Source organism: Longitalea arenae, assembly GCF_016924755.1.
GTDB classification, from domain to species: domain Bacteria; phylum Bacteroidota; class Bacteroidia; order Chitinophagales; family Chitinophagaceae; genus Niastella; species Niastella arenae.
The window spans coordinates 123492-141912 of sequence record NZ_JAFFJX010000010.1 but is presented as its reverse complement, the minus strand read 5'-3'; the positions used below and the strand labels follow the sequence as shown (position 1 = coordinate 141912).

Annotated in this window: 18 protein-coding genes; 3 read left to right on the top strand and 15 right to left on the bottom strand. The window is 46.6% G+C overall.

Annotated elements, in window-relative coordinates; translation table 11 throughout:
* Positions 1–25: 25 nt before the first annotated feature.
* The 5 genes from JT717_RS19500 to JT717_RS19480 form a co-directional block, all read right to left on the bottom strand.
* The gene (locus JT717_RS19500) at positions 26–433 is read right to left on the bottom strand and encodes a hypothetical protein (protein WP_205512712.1); all 408 of its coding nucleotides are present in this window, start codon (positions 431–433) and stop codon (positions 26–28) included.
* 165 nt (positions 434–598) lie between these two features.
* Positions 599–1897, bottom strand: coding sequence for an MFS transporter (locus JT717_RS19495; protein ID WP_205512711.1), 1299 nt, complete (start codon positions 1895–1897; stop codon positions 599–601).
* A gap of 106 nt (positions 1898–2003) precedes the next feature.
* Positions 2004–2261: a hypothetical protein gene (locus tag JT717_RS19490; RefSeq protein WP_205512710.1), complete on the bottom strand. Its 258-nt coding sequence runs from the start codon at positions 2259–2261 to the stop codon at positions 2004–2006.
* Between the two features lie 39 nt (positions 2262–2300).
* On the bottom strand, positions 2301–2891 hold the full coding sequence (locus tag JT717_RS19485) for a TetR/AcrR family transcriptional regulator (RefSeq protein ID WP_205512709.1): 591 nt from the start codon (positions 2889–2891) through the stop codon (positions 2301–2303).
* A gap of 159 nt (positions 2892–3050) precedes the next feature.
* Complete coding sequence (locus JT717_RS19480; protein ID WP_205512708.1) at positions 3051–4049, bottom strand: aldo/keto reductase; 999 nt, start codon at positions 4047–4049, stop codon at positions 3051–3053.
* A 163-nt stretch (positions 4050–4212) separates the two neighbouring features.
* On the opposite strand from JT717_RS19480, the gene JT717_RS19475 reads away from it, so the two are divergent.
* Positions 4213–4587 (top strand): hypothetical protein, encoded by a 375-nt coding sequence (locus tag JT717_RS19475; protein WP_205512707.1) that lies wholly within the window; start codon positions 4213–4215, stop codon positions 4585–4587.
* Between the two features lie 69 nt (positions 4588–4656).
* Here the strand turns inward: JT717_RS19475 and JT717_RS19470 are convergent, their stop codons facing one another.
* The 8 genes from JT717_RS19470 to JT717_RS19435 form a co-directional block, all read right to left on the bottom strand.
* Positions 4657–5775, bottom strand: coding sequence for an ABC transporter permease (locus tag JT717_RS19470; protein WP_205512706.1), 1119 nt, complete (start codon positions 5773–5775; stop codon positions 4657–4659).
* Positions 5776–5832: 57 nt separating this feature from the next.
* Positions 5833–6939 (bottom strand): ABC transporter permease, encoded by a 1107-nt coding sequence (locus JT717_RS19465; protein WP_205512705.1) that lies wholly within the window; start codon positions 6937–6939, stop codon positions 5833–5835.
* 90 nt (positions 6940–7029) lie between these two features.
* On the bottom strand, positions 7030–7779 hold the full coding sequence (locus JT717_RS19460; RefSeq protein WP_205512704.1) for an ABC transporter ATP-binding protein: 750 nt from the start codon (positions 7777–7779) through the stop codon (positions 7030–7032).
* Between the two features lie 63 nt (positions 7780–7842).
* Positions 7843–8760, bottom strand: a complete 918-nt coding sequence (locus JT717_RS19455) for an ABC transporter ATP-binding protein (RefSeq protein WP_205512703.1) — start codon at positions 8758–8760, stop codon at positions 7843–7845.
* 5 nt (positions 8761–8765) lie between these two features.
* Positions 8766–9704 carry an HlyD family secretion protein gene (locus tag JT717_RS19450; RefSeq protein WP_205512702.1) on the bottom strand — a complete coding sequence of 313 codons (939 nt, stop codon included), beginning with the start codon at positions 9702–9704 and terminating at the stop codon, positions 8766–8768.
* Positions 9705–9760: 56 nt separating this feature from the next.
* Complete coding sequence (locus JT717_RS19445; protein ID WP_205512701.1) at positions 9761–11032, bottom strand: TolC family protein; 1272 nt, start codon at positions 11030–11032, stop codon at positions 9761–9763.
* Positions 11033–11070: 38 nt separating this feature from the next.
* Positions 11071–11688, bottom strand: coding sequence for a TetR/AcrR family transcriptional regulator (locus tag JT717_RS19440; protein ID WP_205512700.1), 618 nt, complete (start codon positions 11686–11688; stop codon positions 11071–11073).
* Positions 11689–12092: 404 nt separating this feature from the next.
* The gene (locus JT717_RS19435) at positions 12093–13250 is read right to left on the bottom strand and encodes a homogentisate 1,2-dioxygenase (RefSeq protein WP_205512699.1); all 1158 of its coding nucleotides are present in this window, start codon (positions 13248–13250) and stop codon (positions 12093–12095) included.
* Positions 13251–13579: 329 nt separating this feature from the next.
* On the opposite strand from JT717_RS19435, the gene JT717_RS19430 reads away from it, so the two are divergent.
* A complete protein-coding gene (locus JT717_RS19430) occupies positions 13580–14017 on the top strand; it encodes an SRPBCC family protein (RefSeq protein ID WP_205512698.1) in 438 nt (145 codons plus the stop codon).
* A gap of 109 nt (positions 14018–14126) precedes the next feature.
* The gene (locus tag JT717_RS19425) at positions 14127–14633 is read left to right on the top strand and encodes a metallophosphoesterase family protein (protein ID WP_205512697.1); all 507 of its coding nucleotides are present in this window, start codon (positions 14127–14129) and stop codon (positions 14631–14633) included.
* Between the two features lie 159 nt (positions 14634–14792).
* Here JT717_RS19425 and JT717_RS19420 read toward each other — a convergent pair whose 3' ends face one another.
* Positions 14793–15914, bottom strand: a complete 1122-nt coding sequence (locus tag JT717_RS19420; RefSeq protein WP_205512696.1) for a glycoside hydrolase family 18 protein — start codon at positions 15912–15914, stop codon at positions 14793–14795.
* Between the two features lie 186 nt (positions 15915–16100).
* The gene (locus JT717_RS19415; RefSeq protein WP_205512695.1) at positions 16101–18368 is read right to left on the bottom strand and encodes an aconitate hydratase; all 2268 of its coding nucleotides are present in this window, start codon (positions 18366–18368) and stop codon (positions 16101–16103) included.
* Positions 18369–18421: the final 53 nt, after the last annotated feature.

The following is an 18421-nucleotide window of genomic DNA, read 5'->3' as shown; positions in this document are numbered from 1 at the left end:
CTATAAAGATATGAAAATAAGCAATTTAATGCACACGGGCTGGCAATAATTCTACCTTGGTCATTTGATAGTAATGGTTTTGCAGTTCATGCACGTTAATCGGCTGGTTCAAATACCGGTGATCTTCCCGCCACCAGATCTCCATCACCGAAAAATCGTCTTTTTTGGGCAAAAGCACCCGGAAAGAGTCCTTCATGTACTTGACCGACCCATTGCCGTTCTCGGTCATCGTAAAACCCAGCTTTCGCATTTGCTCATCATTGAGGGGAATGGGATACAATTGTTCCGGGGAATACCAGAATTCCTGCACACCGGTATCCACGCACACTTCCTTGTCTTCCCGGTTGATCTCCTTCACCATGCCTTCCATCCGCTGACCTTCATACTCAGCTATTACAACATCTCCGAATTTAAGTTCTGAAAATTTGATCATATGACAGCATTTTTAGTTGATTTCTAATTTACAAAAGGCTGTCCATATAACAATACTTAAGTTCAAAGTTCCATGTTCCCCGTTCATAGCACGGCGGAGGATTCAGCTTACAAGTTACAGGTTTCAGGTTACAGGTTTCAGGGCTTTTCCCTGCAAACCTGCAACTCATTCAATTACAAAGGCCCCTGGTTCCAGCTCCTTTTCCTGCTTCACAGCGGTCGTCTTCCCCATCTTCCGGTTCACCTGGCGGTTCAGGAAATACAACATGACAATCACTATTAACATAGAAGCTATCACTATGATTCCCAGCGTACTGTAATGATGCAGCTTTTTATCGGCCCCCTCGGTGATCACCTGCCCCGCCAAAAAGGCCGCCAAACCGCCTGCAAACTGCTGCACCGAAGAATTAATGCTCATGAACGCACCCCTGTCCTGCGGCTGCGGAATGGCGCTTACCAGCGCTGTGGAGGTGGCCATCCGCGCCAGCACACCCGCAAACATGAGCACATTCACCGCAATGACGATCCACAAGGGCGTTACGCCCAGGTTGGTGTAAATGGCCACCATGACCATGGTCAGGATACTTCCACCCACAAACACATTGTATTTGCCCAGCTTATCGCCGAGATAGCCGGTGAGCGGACCAAAAACAAAGGAAAATATGCCTGAAATGCCATATAAAATGGGCAGATCTTCCGGCCTGATACCGAGATTCCTTACACTGAAATCACTGCCGAATGGCATCAGCATAAAACCGCCGGTAGCCAGCAAAGTAGTGGTCAGAAAGGCCAGCAGGTAATTGGCATTGGAAACGGTCTTTCCCATGTGCTCAAAAGCATTGCGGTCGTGCTGCAGCGCTAAATGGGCATTTACCGGCTTCATTTTCACCGCTATGATAATGCCCGGGATAATACCCGCCAACACGATCATCCAGAAGGGTGCATGCCAGGCAAATTTGTTCGCCAGGAAAAGACCGACCGGTAAACCCAGCACCTGGCTGGCAGCAAAGGCCATTTGAATAAAACCCATTACCCGGCCCCGCACTTCCATACGGAAAAGATCTGTTACAATGGCCATACTTACCGAGCCGATCACGCCTCCGAACAAGCCGGTCACAATACGGGCGCCCAGCAGAAAATAATAGTTGGGCGCCATGGCGCATAGGGCCGTTCCTATCAAAAAACCGGTGTAGAAAAAGAGCAATAGTTTTTTGCGGTCGAACTTGTCGGCAAAACCGGCCGCCAGCAAACCCGAAGCGCCCGCACTAAAGGCATAAGCCGATACGGCCATGCCAAACTGGGCCGGTGAAATATGTAATTGCGGTCTGATGATGGCGCCCAGGGGCGACATCACCATAAAATCGAGAATGACCGTGAATTGTAAAAAAGCCAGTATGGCGATCACAAAGACCTCATAGCCGGTAAAGGATGGTTTGACTGTTTTCGTTGGATTGGTTTGGTTCATTTCAAATATGATTTGCGTTTGGAACAAATACCGTCCCGAGGTCGATCGGACGGAAAAATGGATCCTCCCCTATTGACCGGGAGGATGTTTCAGCCGGCGGAACGTCTTAATCAGGCAGCTCTTCACAGAGGTAACCTACCGCTGTCACTATCCGGATGATATCCTCCGGCAGCAACCAGGCCGTTTCGATACGAAGCACATTGTCAATATCGTGCTGATCAACATTCCACTTGAGTATACCCGGTGTAACGCTCATTAACGGCGAAATGCGCCAGATATCTTTTGCAGATACCAGGTTGGTCCTAAAGACCAATACCTGTACGTTTTGTTCAGAATAAGAAGCAGGTTTAATGATGGTTTGCATAAAAATGAACATTCATTTACTTAATTGGACAAAAAAATATCAGGGCCGCAGGGCTTTTAGTACCAGCTGCAGGGTTTGATCAACGATCTCATCGCTGATCGTAAAATGCTGACTGGCCGGCGTTTCTCCCTGATTGTGAAATTTGATCAACTGATACAGAGGCGCAAAAGCGATCGCCCAATACACTTCAAAAGGAAGGGGTGTTAATTCGCCCCGGTTAATGGCATTGTGCACGAATTTGCCAAGCACATCGCCAAAATTCTGCCGGATTGATTTCTTGATACTGTCATAAGTGGGCGTGTACCTGATCTGCTCGATGAACTCTATATCAAGCGGATGTTTGAAAAAGAATTCCATCCGGTTTTTCCATTGCAGGGCCATACCATCGGCAAATGACATCTTGGGATGCATCCCTTTCAGGCTGGATTCCATCAACCGGTTGCTGATTTCAGTCGCGATCTGGGTGATCAGGTCGTCCCGGTCTTTGTAATAGATGTAGAGGGTAGCCGGTGAAACAGCGGCTGCTTTGGCCAGCTTCTGCATGCTGAAACCATCGAGCCCCTCCTTCACGATCATTTCGATCGCCTTTTCCCGGATACTGTTTTCTTTATTAACGTCTCTTGTACGCATCGCAGCGCAAACATAAATGAATATTCATTCACTTATATTCTCCTGAACATATATTTTTTATAGATATGCGAACACCGTCACACCGGTTAGCGCCCTCGGTTCCTGCGTTTCTAACAGGTTCTTGCCTCCGCGCCAATCCGTGTTACTCAAGCTGATGTTTTATGGCATCACCAATTCCAACTTAGCTACTTTTTCATCAATGAACGCAATATCTTCCTGACTAAGCTTCACCTCTGCCGCTTTCGCATTCTGTATAGCCTGCTCCGCATTGCGGGCGCCCGCCAGGGCTATCGTGATACCGGGCTGGTCAATCGTCCAGCGGAGCACCAATTGTGCCAGCGTTGCGTTTTTAGCGGCTGCCAGAGGCCGTAAACTATCCAGCATCTGATTTACCAGGGTGATATTTTCGGTTGTGTAAAAACGATTGCCTTCACGCGTATCGCCGTCGTTAAAGGTGTGGCCGGGTTTTATTTTACCAGTAAGCAGACCCCGCTGCAGCGGACTATACACAATGATCGCTTTATTATTCTCGATACAGTAAGGCACCAGGTCATTTTCAATATCCCGGAATACCATGCTGTAAGGCACCTGGTTTGCTGCCAGGCTGATCGTCTTTTCCGCTTCCTGCATTAACGCGGGTGTATAATTACTTACACCGGCTGCCAGGATCTTTCCCTGCTCCTGCAACTTCAACAAGGCTTCCATGGTTTCCGCTACCGGTGTAGTGCTGTCGGGCCAGTGGATCTGAAACAGATCGATATAATCGGTTTTCAGGCGGCGTAAACAATCTTCGCATTCCTGGATCACACTTTCTTTCGATGCATATTTATGCATGTCGATATCGCGTCCGTTATTGTCTTTGCTTTTAAAAAAGAATTCACCCTCTTGGGTATCCCAGCGCAATCCGAATTTGGTAAGTAGCTGCACACGGTCACGGGGAATGCCCCGGATAGCTTCCGCTACGATCTCTTCGCTCAGGCCTTGCCCGTAGGCTGGCGCCGTATCTATGGAAGTAACTCCATTGTCATAAGACGCTTTAATGGCATCAACAGCCTCCCGGCGGTCACTACCGCCCCACATCCAGCCGCCAATGGCCCACGCACCAAACGTAATTACCGAAGCATTCACCGGAGAACTACCCAATTGTCTATATTCCATAACTTAATTTGTTGGTTGTGACTATTTATTAAGCAGATCGCTTTTGTAATGATGCAAGTTACTGTAACTTTGCACGTCTAATAAACGTTACCTTGTTATTAACATGCAACGAAAACCTTTAACCGGTTGTCGTACTGCAATCAGCCATGAACGCAAAAATATTATGAAAAAAACTCTTTTATTGCTCCCACTGGTTTTGCTGCTATTTGCAGCCTGCCGCAAAACAAACAACCCAACGGTGTTTGATCTGGGAGTAGATGTGCAGGGAGGTTTCGAAAAGGACCATGTACAGGTGTATATTGATAACCAGCCTTTATTGAATACAGAAGTAACAACATCTCCATCACTCGGACTGGCGACCAGCATTTCAACAGCCAATACAGATGGGCTTCATACCATCAAAGTAGTTGTAAACGGCAATATCGAAAGATCGGAGAAATTTGCCCAGCCCGGCGATCTGTACATCGGCATTAACTACAACAGATCAAGCGCTGCTATTTCCTTTAATTATTCCGAGCATCAGTTTTGGTACGATTAAAACAGCATTAAAATAAAAATAGAAAAACCCTCCCGGACATTCAGGAGGGTTTTTCATTACTATCTTTTCTCATGACCGCTTTTTATAATGAAGCACCGCCCAGCTATTCAGCACCAGCGCAAAACCCAGCATAGTAAGCAAATGCGGACCGATGTCTTTTAATCCACTCCCCTTCAGCACTACCATCCGCATTACATCAATAAAATAAGTAACGGGGTTTACTTTGGTAATGGCCCTCGCCCAGACCGGCATACTGTCGATAGATGTATACAGACCGCTCAATAAAATGAATACCATCATCAGAAAGAACGATAACAACATGGCCTGTTGCTGGTTGCTGGTGTAGGTGGATAACAGCAGGCCCAAACCAAGTACCGCCAGCAGGTAGACGGCCGCAAACGTATAGATCACCAGTAAACTGCCCACCGGAATAATGCCGTAGGCGAGCCATGCAATGGTCAATCCAATACTGAGAATAAGCAGGCCGAGTATCCAGAAAGGGATCAGCTTACCCAAAATGAAATGATACTTTTTAACCGGCGTTACATTGATCTGCTCTATGGTACCGATCTCTTTTTCCCGCACAATATTCAGCGATGCCAGAAAAGATCCAACCATGGTTACGAGTACCACCAGGATCCCAGGCACCATAAATAATTTGTAGTTCATGGCTGCATTGAACCAGTTCGAAGAAGTTACTTCCAGCTGAACTTCCGGACTGAACCGCGGCAACTGTACCCATTTCGCCCGCACTTCCCGGTTATAATCCTGAACAATGCTGCGCAGGTAAGCACCGCCCAGGTTCGCTTTCACCCCATTGATGGCATTGATGGCCATAAACAGGGTGGATTCATTGTCCCGGATCAGGTTCTTTTCAAAATCAGCTGGTATTTCCAGTACCAGGTCTGCCTTGTCATGCTCTACCTGTTGTAATGCATTGGAATAAGAGCCGGAATAATCCTGCAATTGGAAATAACCGGAGGAGGTCACTTTATTTACCAGTTGCCGGGAATATTGCGAATGATCATGGTCAACCACGCTGAGCTGAATATTCTTCACCTCATAATCGGCCGCCCACGGCAGGATCAGCAATTGGATGGATGGCATCATAAAGATGATGCGAATGATCGACGGATCGCGGAAGATCTGCCGGAACTCTTTTTGTAAGAGAAAACGTAATGTTCTCATATAATTATTTACCTCCAACCCCTTTAGGGGAGTGAAAAAGTTAACAATAGAAATTACCTATGCCAGCCTGATCTTGAAATTCCTGATGCTTAACAGCAATAAAAACAATAGCATGCCGGTGAGGATCAGGGTCTCTTTCCAAACAGCGCTTATCCCCAGTCCTTTTATCATAACTTCTTTTACGATATAATAGAACCATTTGGCCGGAACGATATTCGAAAGGATACGCAGCGGCAACGGCATATTTTCGATCGGGAACATAAAACCGCTCAGCATGATCGTGGGCAGGAACATGCCGGTCAATGCAATGAACATGGCCGTTTGCTGTGAATCGGTGCGGGTAGAGATCAATAGACCGAAAGCCAGGCAGGTCAACGTGAAGAGGATGCTTTCAAAGATCAGCAACAACAGGCTGCCATTGATAGGCACATCCAGCACAAACACACTCAGCAACAGGATGCTTGTAATATTTACGACGGATAATAATAAATAGGGAACCGCTTTGGCAACCACGATCTTGAAGGGGCGCATGGGCGATACCAGCATAATTTCCATCGTACCCGATTCCTTTTCGCGCACAATGGTAATGGCAGTCATCAGCGTACAAACAAGCATCAGTACCATGGCCATCACGCCGGGCACAAAACTGTAAGCGCCTTTTAGTTGCGGATTATATAACATGCGCATTTCCGTTTTAATGGTATAGGGTAAGCGCCTGTTGTTGGTGATACGATCCTGATAATCGAGCACAATAGCCGTGGCATAATTGGTAAGTGTATTGGCCACGTTGGGGTCAGAAGCATCGGCGATCAGCTGCACTTGTGCCGTATTAAAATGATCGAGATCGTTGGCAAAGTTTTCCGGAAAAACCACGGCCAGTTTAATGGTGCCTTTTTTAAACGCAGCTTCTATTTCGGAATAGGTATGTACATCCTGCGTTATATCGAAATACCGGCTGGCATCGAGCTCGCTGCGCAAGGCCTGCGTGGCCAGGTCTTTCGACTGATCGAAAATGGCGACCCGCGCATTCTTTACTTCATTGGTAAGCGCAAATCCAAAGATGAGGATCTGCATAATGGGCATACCCAATAAAATAAACAGCGTGCGCTTGTCACGGGCTATATGGTAAAACTCTTTTTTTACGAAAGAAATGAATTGTTTCATATGAATGGGTTATGCCAACATTTTATTATTCGATTCAATACAATTACCGGTTACCAGTCGCCGGTTGCCGGTATGCGTGTCAAGACCTGGCTAGTCTCCGGATCGTTTCGCTTTCCTGGCAAGTTTCAGGAACACCTCATCCATCGACCTGGCTTCAAACTTCCGCTTCAATGCTGCCGGCGTATCCAAAGCATCTATTCTGCCATCCACCATAATCGACACGCGGTTACAATACTCGGCCTCATCCATATAGTGCGTAGTCACGAAAATGGTGATGCCCGATTCGGCGGCCTGATAGATCATATTCCAGAACTCGCGCCGGGTAACAGGATCCACACCGCCGGTTGGTTCATCGAGGAAAACGATCTCCGGTTCATGAAAGATGGCTACAGAAAAAGCCAGCTTTTGCTTCCAGCCCAATGGTAGCGATCTCACCAGCTTACTGGCTTCTGCTTCCAGGCGCAGCTCCTTTAAAAGGAAGGCCGTTTTCTCTTTAATAAAGGCATCGCTTTTTCCATAAATACCAGCGTAAAACCGGATATTCTCCTTTACGGTCAGGTCTTCATACAGGGAGAATTTCTGGCTCATATAGCCAATGCTCCGTTTGATCTGTTCGGTTTGTTTATAAACATCGAAGCCAGCTACAGCCGCTTTACCGGAACTGGGAATTGATAAACCACATAACATGCGCATGGCCGTTGTTTTGCCGGCCCCGTTCGCACCCAGGAAACCGAAGATCTCGCCTTTTTTTACTTCAAAGGAGATAGCATCCACAGCAGTGAAATCACCGAAACGTTTCGTTAGCTCAACGGCCTGTATGGCTATATTGTTAGTTGTCATTGCTAAATGTTTGCGTTCGTTATATGCGTGCCAGGGTCCTTTTGTTTCGCCCGCCTAAGCCTGTCACGCGGACTTCATCAGGGCAATAAAACAATCCTCGATGTCTGCCCTCACCGGCTGTACTTCCGCCTGCGCATGTTGATGCTGTAAGTAAGTAGAAACCTCAGCAGCTGAATAACCATCCTTCAACACGACATGGTGGTATTCCCCAAACGGATATACATCCTGTGTTCCTTCAAAAGCCTGCAGATGATTCAATAGCGGCAGCATATTCCTGTCTTTCACCGCAACCAGCGGCTGTTTGAAAGAAGCGATCACCCCTTCGGGACTGTCTACCGATAATATGCTTCCGTTTTGGATCAATGCCACGCGGTCGCACATACTGGCTTCATCCATATAAGGCGTTGACACCAGGATGCTAATGCCCTGCTTTTTAAGATTGCGCAGCATTTCCCAGAACTCTTTGCGCGATACTGCATCCACACCCGTAGTAGGTTCATCCAGGAACAAGACCGAAGGTTTATGGATCAGCGCACAACAAAGGGCGAGTTTTTGCTTCATCCCTCCCGACAACTTACCAGCCCGCCTTTTCTTGAACGGCTCTATCTGCGAATAGATATCTTTGATAAGATCGTAATTCTCACTGACCGAGGTATTGAAGATGGTGGCAAAGAATTCGAGGTTCTCTTCAATGGTAAGATCCTGGTACAAAGAGAAACGGCCCGGCATATAGCCAACGCGTTGACGGATGGCTTTGAAATCCTTGACCACATCCAGGCCATCTACAGAAGCTGCACCGGCATCGGGTAATAACAAGGTGGTAAGAATGCGGAACAGGGATGTTTTACCGGCGCCGTCGGGACCAATAATGCCGAATAATTCACCCTGCTCTACGGTAAAAGAAACGCCGCGCAAAGCCTGGGTAAGCTCTTTCTTTTTACCGTAATGCTTTGTAATATTATTTACAGTTACAGATGCCATGTGTTTTAGTTTAAGATCACCTCACCATACATACCTATCTTCAGATACCCATCATTTTTAACCCTTACTTTGATAGCATATACCAGATTCGCCCGCTCTTCTTTCGTTTGTATGGTCTTGGGGGTGAACTCCGCTTTATCACTTATCCAGGTAATGGTACCGGGGTATTCGCGGTAAGCTTTCGCACCGCTGTCGATCATCACTTTTACGGATTGGTTCAGTTTGATCTGTGGCAATTGTGTACCAGTAATATAAGCGCGAAGGGTAAGCGTATCGAGGTTAGCGATCTTGTACAGGGCCTTGCCAGCAGCTGTTACTTCGCCCGCTTCAGCATATTTGGTAATAACGGTGCCATCCACTGGGTTAATGATCTTCGCCTTGTCGATCTGCTCGCTCAGTTGGGCCACCCTTTTTTCCAGGGGTTTCTTTTCACTGAGTACCGACCGGTTCTGCGTATTGGTGTTGGTACGCTGCACATTGATCTGTTGGCGGGTAACACCCATCTGTTTCTGCAATACTTCTATCTGGGAAGTAATATCATCCAGTTGTTTGCCTGTGGCTGCATCCTGCTTCAACAGGTTTTCAATGCGGGTACGCTCATGCAGCAGGTTCTTCAATTGCGATTGTTGAACCGCCAGCTGTTCTTCCAGCAGTTTTATCTGCGGCTGCACACTATAGGTTCTCTCCTGCAGGGCTTCAATACTGGCCTGCATCTGTTCTTTTTGCAAAGACAGATTTTCGGCATCTATAATGCCCACCACCTGTTCGCGGGGAATTGTTTGTCCTTCAAATACATTGAACGATAAGATCTTTCCGGTTTGTTCAGCAGATACGATCACTTCGTCTACTTCAAAAGTGCCTGAAGCATCGAATTTTGGGGCATTACGATCACAGGCTGCTAAAAGCATCGCCGTAGCAGTAAGGGTCACAATAAGTTTGTTCATGTTCTTTTATTTTGACTTTCAACCGGCCACGGTCTTGCGCCATGACCCGGTCATTATTATTGATTACCTGATAAAGTGCGGTAGTTGATCCGGGCCTGAATAAGTTGCAACTGGTGTGCAATAAGCGATTGCCTCGCCTGGTCTTCCGCATTCACTTCTTTCAAAAAATCGTTGACAGTGATCACGCCATTCGTCAATTGGGCATTGGCCGCCTCTTTTACCTGTGACCTGATGCCAATGATCTGCTGATCGCTTTCGATCAATTGGGATAGCTTTTCCAGCTCGGCTTCCTGTTGCTTCAACTGGGTATTGGTGGTAAGCAGGAACAATTCTTTTTGTACATCCACCACGCGCTGGTTCACCTGTAATAGTTCTCTTTCCCGCTTGGTAGTATATAAACTGCCCAGGCTCCAGTTTAACCGTACGCCTGCTATATAAAAGAAATCAAACTCATTCTTCAGCATGTTCAATCCGGGACGGCCATAACCTCCCTGCACAAATAAACTGGTACGTGGCCGGTTCCTCGCAGTTACCAGCTGGTTTTGCACTTTGAATGATTCGCTCTGGTAATTAAATAATTTCAACTCGGGGCGGGCCATGCTTTCTTTCACAAGGGTTGCAGGCAATACCGGTTGTTCCAGTTGTACGGTAGCCGGCAACTGCCGGTTAATGAACAACGATAGTACATCTACCAGGCCTTTACGGTTAGCATTCAGCTCTATAATGCGCTGGTCATTTTTCATCAGTTCCGCTTCCAGGGTTAACTGGCTCGACCGGAAAGCGGTTCCATTCTTAACCTGCGCTTCTATGCGCTTAATGCCTAACTGGATATCCTTTTTTACCAGGTCAACCTGTTTAATTTGTTCGTCCAGCAATAGAATTCCCAGGTATAACTGATTAATGCGGTCCTTCACTTTATATAATTCTACTTCCGCCCGTTGATCTTCCACCAAAGCATTCGCATGCTGCCAATTTTTCTGAGCTGCCGTGCTGCCGCCATCATAGAGCAGCTGACTCAGTTCTGCCTGGATCTTATACTGGTCTTTCTCGGGCGCATCTATTTTAATGCCGGGAATCGATACAGGTACACTGGTCACATCTGATTGATAAGTAGCCTGACCTGAAATGGTCAGTTGCGGCAGGAAACCCTTGCTCAGGTTTTCGACGGTGAGACTGGCAGTCTGGCGAACGAGGTCTTTCTGTTTGATCACCGGATAATGTTGCCTGGCCAGATCGTAGGCCTGTTCAAGGCTAAGCCGGATGCTGTCCTGCGCCTGCACAGCCATGGCCAGCAGCAGCATCCCCATTGTTACCCAGGATTTAATCATAAGGTTTAACCATTTAGTTAATTGCATGGTAAAAAAATTTATTTCTTAATTGAATCAATAACAAACCTGACTACCGACTTCTTACGTTGTTCCATCATTTCAATAAACTCTTCATCATTCGTTCTGGTGACCCATTGCACCATCGGCCTTGCCATAAAGGGAAAAATGCAGAGAGAGACCATATTGATCAGGAGCTCATACGCCTTGATCGGTTTTATCTCTCCTTTTTTTATCAGCTTCGCCAGGTGCTCTTCTACTTTATCAACCGGTGGCCGGTGGTTTCCCCAGATCTTTTTCATCATGTCCTTCGGGTTCCGGTTGATCTCATTCAGGATAAAGTTGGCCAGCAGCGGATTTTGCGCCAGGGTATCGATATATTCGCCCATAAATTTTTCAATCTTTTCAAACAGCGGCATTTCCGACAGCATAATGGTCGTAACCTTGGGCATGAATTTTTGCGCTTCTTCAATAAAGATGCGCTCGAACAATTTATCCTTACTGCGGAAATAATAGTGCAATAAAGCCTTGTTAATGCCTGCTTTATCAGCGATGTCCTGCATACGCGCGCCATCGAGCCCCTTCTCCATAAATACCTGTTTGGCAGCTGCCAGGATCCTCTCTTCGGTACTTGTATCGTTTTTTGTTACTTTAGCCACAAAGTTTAACCATTTGGTTAAACACAAAGGTATAACCAAAATATCGATACTGCCAACATTTTTTGCAAAAAAAATCGCCTGCCTTTTTATAGGCAGACGATCATTTATAATCTGCTGATGTGCTAATTCGATGATTTGCTAAGGAATACGCGGTACGCTGCATAACTGCTTGCTACATGTACCGTCGCTGAAGCTATGGTGTAAGCGGTAAAGCCTCGGGAAGTTGACAAAACCGCACTCGAACCTCATGGCCGATTTTTAGTCATGGACTGGAACCGCAACTGGTAGCCGGTTACTGAACAAACAACTAAAATAATGGAAGCCTAAATCATCCAGGCCTTCCTTTGTTCAAGTAAGCTATTTCATTAGCTAATAAGCACATTAGCAAATCAGCTAATTGTGCCTTACTCTGCCCAACTCATCGTATAATTCGGATTCTCGATCTCCAGCGCTTCCTTCGTCAGTTGTAAGGGATGGAAGGTGTCTACCATCACGGCCAGTTCTTTTGTTTCTTTTGCGCCGATACTTTTCTCTACGGCGCCGGGATGTGGTCCATGCGGAATGCCACCGGGATGCAGGGTGATCATACCACGGGTCACATTTTTCCGGCTCATGAAATCCCCATCCACATAATACAACACTTCATCGCTGTCGATATTACTGTGATTATACGGCGCGGGTATCGACTGCGGATGATAGTCGAACAGGCGCGGACAAAATGAACATACCACAAAATTGTTCGCCTCAAATGTCTGGTGTACAGGCGGTGGCTGGTGAACGCGGCCGGTGATGGGTTCAAAATCATGAATGCTGAAAGCAAACGGATAACAGTAGCCGTCCCACCCTACAATATCGAACGGATGATGCCCGTAATGCAGATTATACATCATTCCCCGCTTTTTGGTGCGGATGAGATAGTCGCCTTTCTGATCGAAGGTAGGCAGGTTCTGCGGCGGGCGAATGTCCCGTTCGCAAAATGGAGAATGCTCCAGCAGCTGGCCATATTTGCTTAAATACTTTTTTGGGAACCTGATTGGACTGAACGATTCCACGATGAACAGGCGGTTGTTATCATCTTTGAATTGCATTTGGTAAATGGTACCCCTGGGTATTACCAGGTAATCGCCATACCCGAAAGGCAATTCGCCATACATGGTGCGCAATACGCCGGCGCCCTCATGTACAAAGATCATTTCATCGGCATCGGCATTCTTAAAGTAATAATCGTGCATTCCTTCCTGTGGCGCAGCCAGTACAATATGACAATCATTATTCACCAGCACCGGTGTACGGCTCTGCAAATAATCAATAGCCGGTTTTATGTGAAAGCCTTCAAAACTGCGGTGCTTCAACATTTTTTCTTCAGCAACCTTTGGGGATACATCGTATGAAGGTTCTGTTTTAATGATATCGGTAGGTGGATGGCAATGGTATAACAGGGAATAATCATTGGAGAACCCTTCGGTGGAAAACAGCTGTTCTGCATACAATGAACCGTCTGCTTTATGAAACTGGGTATGACGCTTGTGTGGAATATTTCCCAATTTATAATAGTATGGCATAACAATAATTTGATAATGTGAAAATTTGCTGATGTGCTAGTTTGCTGATGCAATACACCAGCATTTACAGACAAGCAGTAACTAAGGATTTGAAACGTGGACTATATAGGGAAAGTTCAAGCGTTTTGAGCAGAAAAACGTATTTCCAGCTTCGCTTATCGATCCAATATGTAAAATTGCGAAAGAATGGCATAGCAATGATCGTTGATATAAAGTTAATAAATACCGGTTAAACCAGGCAATTTTGAAATTTGGGGGGCAAAATGGAAAATCCGGTAATTTGCGACCCGATTCCCGAAGAACCAGGCGAACCACTAAATAATATGCAGATGAAAAAGAATTTGATCCTTACCAAAGAAAGACATATAGATGCTCCCCCTTCGAAACTATGGACCGTTTTAACCGATAACGAATGGATCGAACAATGGCTGGGTGTTCAAATGGTCACCGACTGGCAAATAGGAAGTCCTATTGAATTCACCTTTAATTATAAGGACAAAGAGGTAAAAGACAAAGGCACCTTGTTAGCGCTGGAAAAAGAACAAACATTATCTTACAATTACTGGAGCGTATTCTCCGCTACGGAAGACAGCCCGGAGAATTACTCCGTGATCACCTTTACCATTACACCTGATGGCAGTGGTGTTCTATTACAAATGACACAAAGCAATATCATATCCCAGGTAATGTTTGCCCATGCCGAAAAGAACTGGGCAGAAACCCTTGACAGCATCAAAAAACTGGCAGAAGAAGAAGCGCAGTGGTGAATGGTCAATGGTGAATGGTCAATGGTCAATGGTGAATAGCGGATGCCACAGCTGATGAGCAGAGCGCCCCGCCATCTCTACCTGCCGTTACGTTAACATTTCAACATTTATGAAACGAATAGGCTTGATCTCCGACACACATGGTTATCTGGATGAAGCAGTTTTCAAACATTTTGACAATTGCGATGAGATCTGGCATGCCGGTGATTTCGGTAATATCGCACTGGCTAACAAACTGGCTGCTTTCAAGCCTTTGAAAGGTGTATATGGAAATATCGACGGGCAGGATATCCGTACTGTTTATCCTGAGCAACTACGCTTTACCTGCGAAGAGGTGAAGGTGTTCATGATCCATATTGGCGGCTATCCGCCCAAATACAATCCCGCGGTAAAAAAACTGTTAACGGCTGATCCGCCCCAGCTTTTCATTTGCGGGCACTCTCATATTCTGAAGGTAATATTCGATGATAAATTGCAATGCCTGCATATAAATCCCGGCGCAGCAGGAATGCAGGGCTGGCACAAAGTGCGCACCCTGATCCGCTTTGTTATTGATGGAAGTAATATGAAAGATTGTGAGGTGATAGAATTAGGGGGTAGAGCGATTGCTACTTAGCACCAAGTTCTCTGTTTGGCAGGCAGTTACCGTTTCCGGTTACCGGTCTCAGGTTCCAGGTTACAAGTTCCAGGTTCACGGGTTACAAGTGCCGGTATCGGTTGTTCAAATACTTTTTTGAATTCCGCAGGTAAAGCCCATGCCCTACTTGCCACTCGCTTACTTGCTTATCGTCTTCACTTTCTCATCATAAATAACGTCCAGCAACCCATTGGTAAACGTATCCTCACCCAATTGCCAGAACATAATTCCATTGAGCTTTTGATCGGTGGCATAGGCAGTTTTAAGCCGCATCGATGTGGTATCATCATAGGTTACGAACAATTTCTTTGATGCATTATACATCCAGGGCGCCCGCGCTACCGGATCCCAGTGATATACATAACCACTGTCTGGCGCAAATACCGTCGGATAATTTCTAAAAGGCACGCCTCGTTTGAACTTACCAGCCTGGTACAAGCCGTTATTGACGCTATCTACGTTTTCAAAAATACGTGCATAGAAAGCCGCACCGATCACCATTTTGTTCCGGGGAATGCCGATAGAATCCAGGAAACGGATAGCATTATCAGCCGATTCTTTTTGTTGTGGTGTTGAATAAATGGGTGTATGGTGGCCGGTAACGGTACTAAAGCCATTTACGAGGTCGTAGGTCATTAAATTGACCATATCAATGACGGGCATCACTTTTTTCCATTCGATACTTTCCTGCAGAAATTGGGTGAAACCGCCGGCTGCAAAACTGATAACGTTTTTTGGGCCGATCGCCTTACGCAACGATACCACCAGTTTGGTGAAATTGGGTTTGTCTTCCGGCACGAACCGGTGGCCCGGATAACCCGAGATCGCAGGATATTCCCAATCGAGGTCAATCCCATCCGCCTTGAAATAATCCAGCAGTCCTTTTACCGAGCGGGAAAACTCCTCACGCCCTTTGTCGGTAGAAAACACATCGGAGCAGGTTTCACAACCGCCCCATCCACCCAGGGACAACAATACCTTTAATCGGGGATTTCTTTTCTTCAGCCCTACCAGCCGCTGAATGGTTGCGGTGTCACCGGCATTATCCACCGCCAGCTGATTGCCTTTCAAATGACAAAAGCTGAAGATGATATGCGTCAGCTTTTCGGCCGCAAAACTGTCGACCTGGGCAGCCTGACCGGCATAATAGGCAATTACGTTCAGGGCTTGTGCATTACCGGTCTTTTTCGATGCGGATTGCGAAAAACCGCTGCCGAACAGGTGAAGCAGTAACAGTGTTGGTATTAGGAAGCGCATCATTGGCAGTGTTTTAATTATAAGTGCTGTAAATGGAAAAAATGTAATGTACAGCAGAAGATGCATTCAATGGTAACCATTCGTCAAAAAAGCTCACGCGAATCTCTGCCCGAAGCGAAGCAATAAAAAAGAGCAAAGGAGTACGGAACTCACTTTGCTCTCTTAGTATGTTCAAATAAGCGATCAGGCTTATTTCTTCGCGAATTGAGAACGGATAACGTTCAACGCACCACCTGCTTTAAACCACTCGATCTGTTGTTTATTGTAGGTATGGTTCAGCGTTATTTCATCCTTGCTGCCGTTTTTGTGGTTCAATACCATGGTCAATGGTTTGCCAGGCGCAAAAGATGCCAGTCCAACAATATCAATGCTATCGTCTTCCTGTACTTTATCGTAGTCTTCCTTGTTAGCGAAGGTCAATGCCAGCATACCCTGTTTTTTCAGGTTGGTTTCGTGAATACGGGCAAAGCTTCTTACCACGATCGCGCGAACGCCCAGGTGACGGGGTTCCATAGCAGCGTGCTCGCGGCTGGAGCCTTCACCGTAGTTCTCATCGCCAACTACAACAGAACCGATGCCTGCCGCTTTGTAAGCACGTTGGGTAGCAGGAACCGCACCGTATTCGCCGGTCAGCTGGTTCTTTACTTTATCGGTTTCGTCGTTAAAGAAGTTCACCGCACCGATCAGCATATTGTTACTGATATTATCGAGGTGGCCGCGGAATTTTAACCAGGGACCAGCCATGGAGATATGGTCAGTTGTACACTTGCCTTTTGCCTTGATCAGCAGCTTCAACCCTTTCAGGTCGGTGCCTTCCCAGGCAGCAAATGGTTCCAATAATTGCAGACGTTGTGAATCAGGAGCCACTTTTACCTGAACACCGCTGCCATCCACTGCAGGCGCCTGGTAACCGGGATCTTCCACAGAAAAACCTTTGGGCGGTAATTCCATACCGGTTGGCTCATCAAGCATGACTTCTTTACCGTCTTCGTTCTTCAGTTTATCTTTTAACGGGTTGAAGGTGAGGTCACCGGCAATAGCAAATGCAGTTACGATCTCGGGCGAGGCTACAAATGCGTGGGTGGAAGCCAGACCGTCATTGCGTTTTGCGAAGTTGCGGTTAAACGATGTGATGATGGAGTTCTTACGTTTGGGATCGTCGATATGACGGGCCCATTGACCGATACAGGGACCGCAGGCATTGGCCAGCACGATGCCACCGATCTTGTCGAAAGTATCGAGGAATCCGTCTTTTTCAATAGTATAGCGAACCACCTCAGAACCAGGTGTGATCGTGAATTCAGCTTTTGCTTTCAGGTTCTTATCGATCGCCTGTTTTGCCAGTGAGGCAGAGCGGCTGATATCTTCATAAGAAGAGTTGGTGCAGGAACCGATCAGGGCTACTTCCAGCCGTTGTGGCCAATCGTTGGCTTTCACAGCTTCAGCAAATTTGGAAATGGGCCAAGCGAGGTCTGGTGTAAACGGACCGTTCACATATGGTTCCAGCTCATCGAGGTTGATCTCGATTAACTGATCGTAATATTTGGCAGGATCAGCGTATACTTCTTCATCAGGACGCAGGTGCTCTTTGATCTGAGTAGCCAGGTAAGCTACATCTTCACGGCCGGTAGCGCTCAGGTAACTGGCCATCTTTTCGTCATAGGCGAACAATGAGCAGGTAGCCCCAATTTCAGCACCCATGTTACAGATGGTAGCTTTACCGGTAGCGCTCAGGCTGTCGGCGCCTTCCCCAAAATATTCAACGATGGCACCGGTACCACCTTTTACGGTAAGGATACCAGCCACTTTCAGGATCACATCCTTGGCGGCTGTCCAACCACTCATTTTACCGGTTAATTTAACACCGATGAGTTTGGGCATTTTAAGCTCCCAGGGCAAACCAGCCATTACGTCCACTGCATCAGCACCACCTACACCGATGGCGATCATACCTAAACCACCGGCATTGGGCGTATGGGAGTCGGTACCGATCATCATACCACCGGGGAAAGCGTAATTTTCCAGTACTACCTGGTGAATAATTCCGGCTCCCGGCTTCCAGAAACCGATGCCATATTTATCGGAAATTGAAGAAAGGAATTCGTACACTTCTTTATTGATCTCATTCGCAGTTTTCAGGTCTTCCTGCGCGCCTGTTTTGGCTTGAATCAGGTGATCACAATGCACGGTTGAAGGAACAGCCACTTTTGCACGTCCGCAGGTCATAAACTGCAATAATGCCATTTGCGCCGTCGCATCCTGCATGGCCACGCGGTCGGGAGTGAAATCTACGTAATCAACCCCACGATCGTAAGCTTTTTCTGCCGGAACGAACAGGTGCGCATATAATATTTTTTCTGCTAATGTAAGGGGACGGCCTACCAGTTTACGCGCTTCAGCCACCTTTTCAGGCATTGCGGCATAAACCTTTTTAATTAAGTCCAGATCAAAAACCATGATTTTTCGTTTAAGAAGTGATCAAACGTATAAAAAAGTTTGGCAAAGTTACC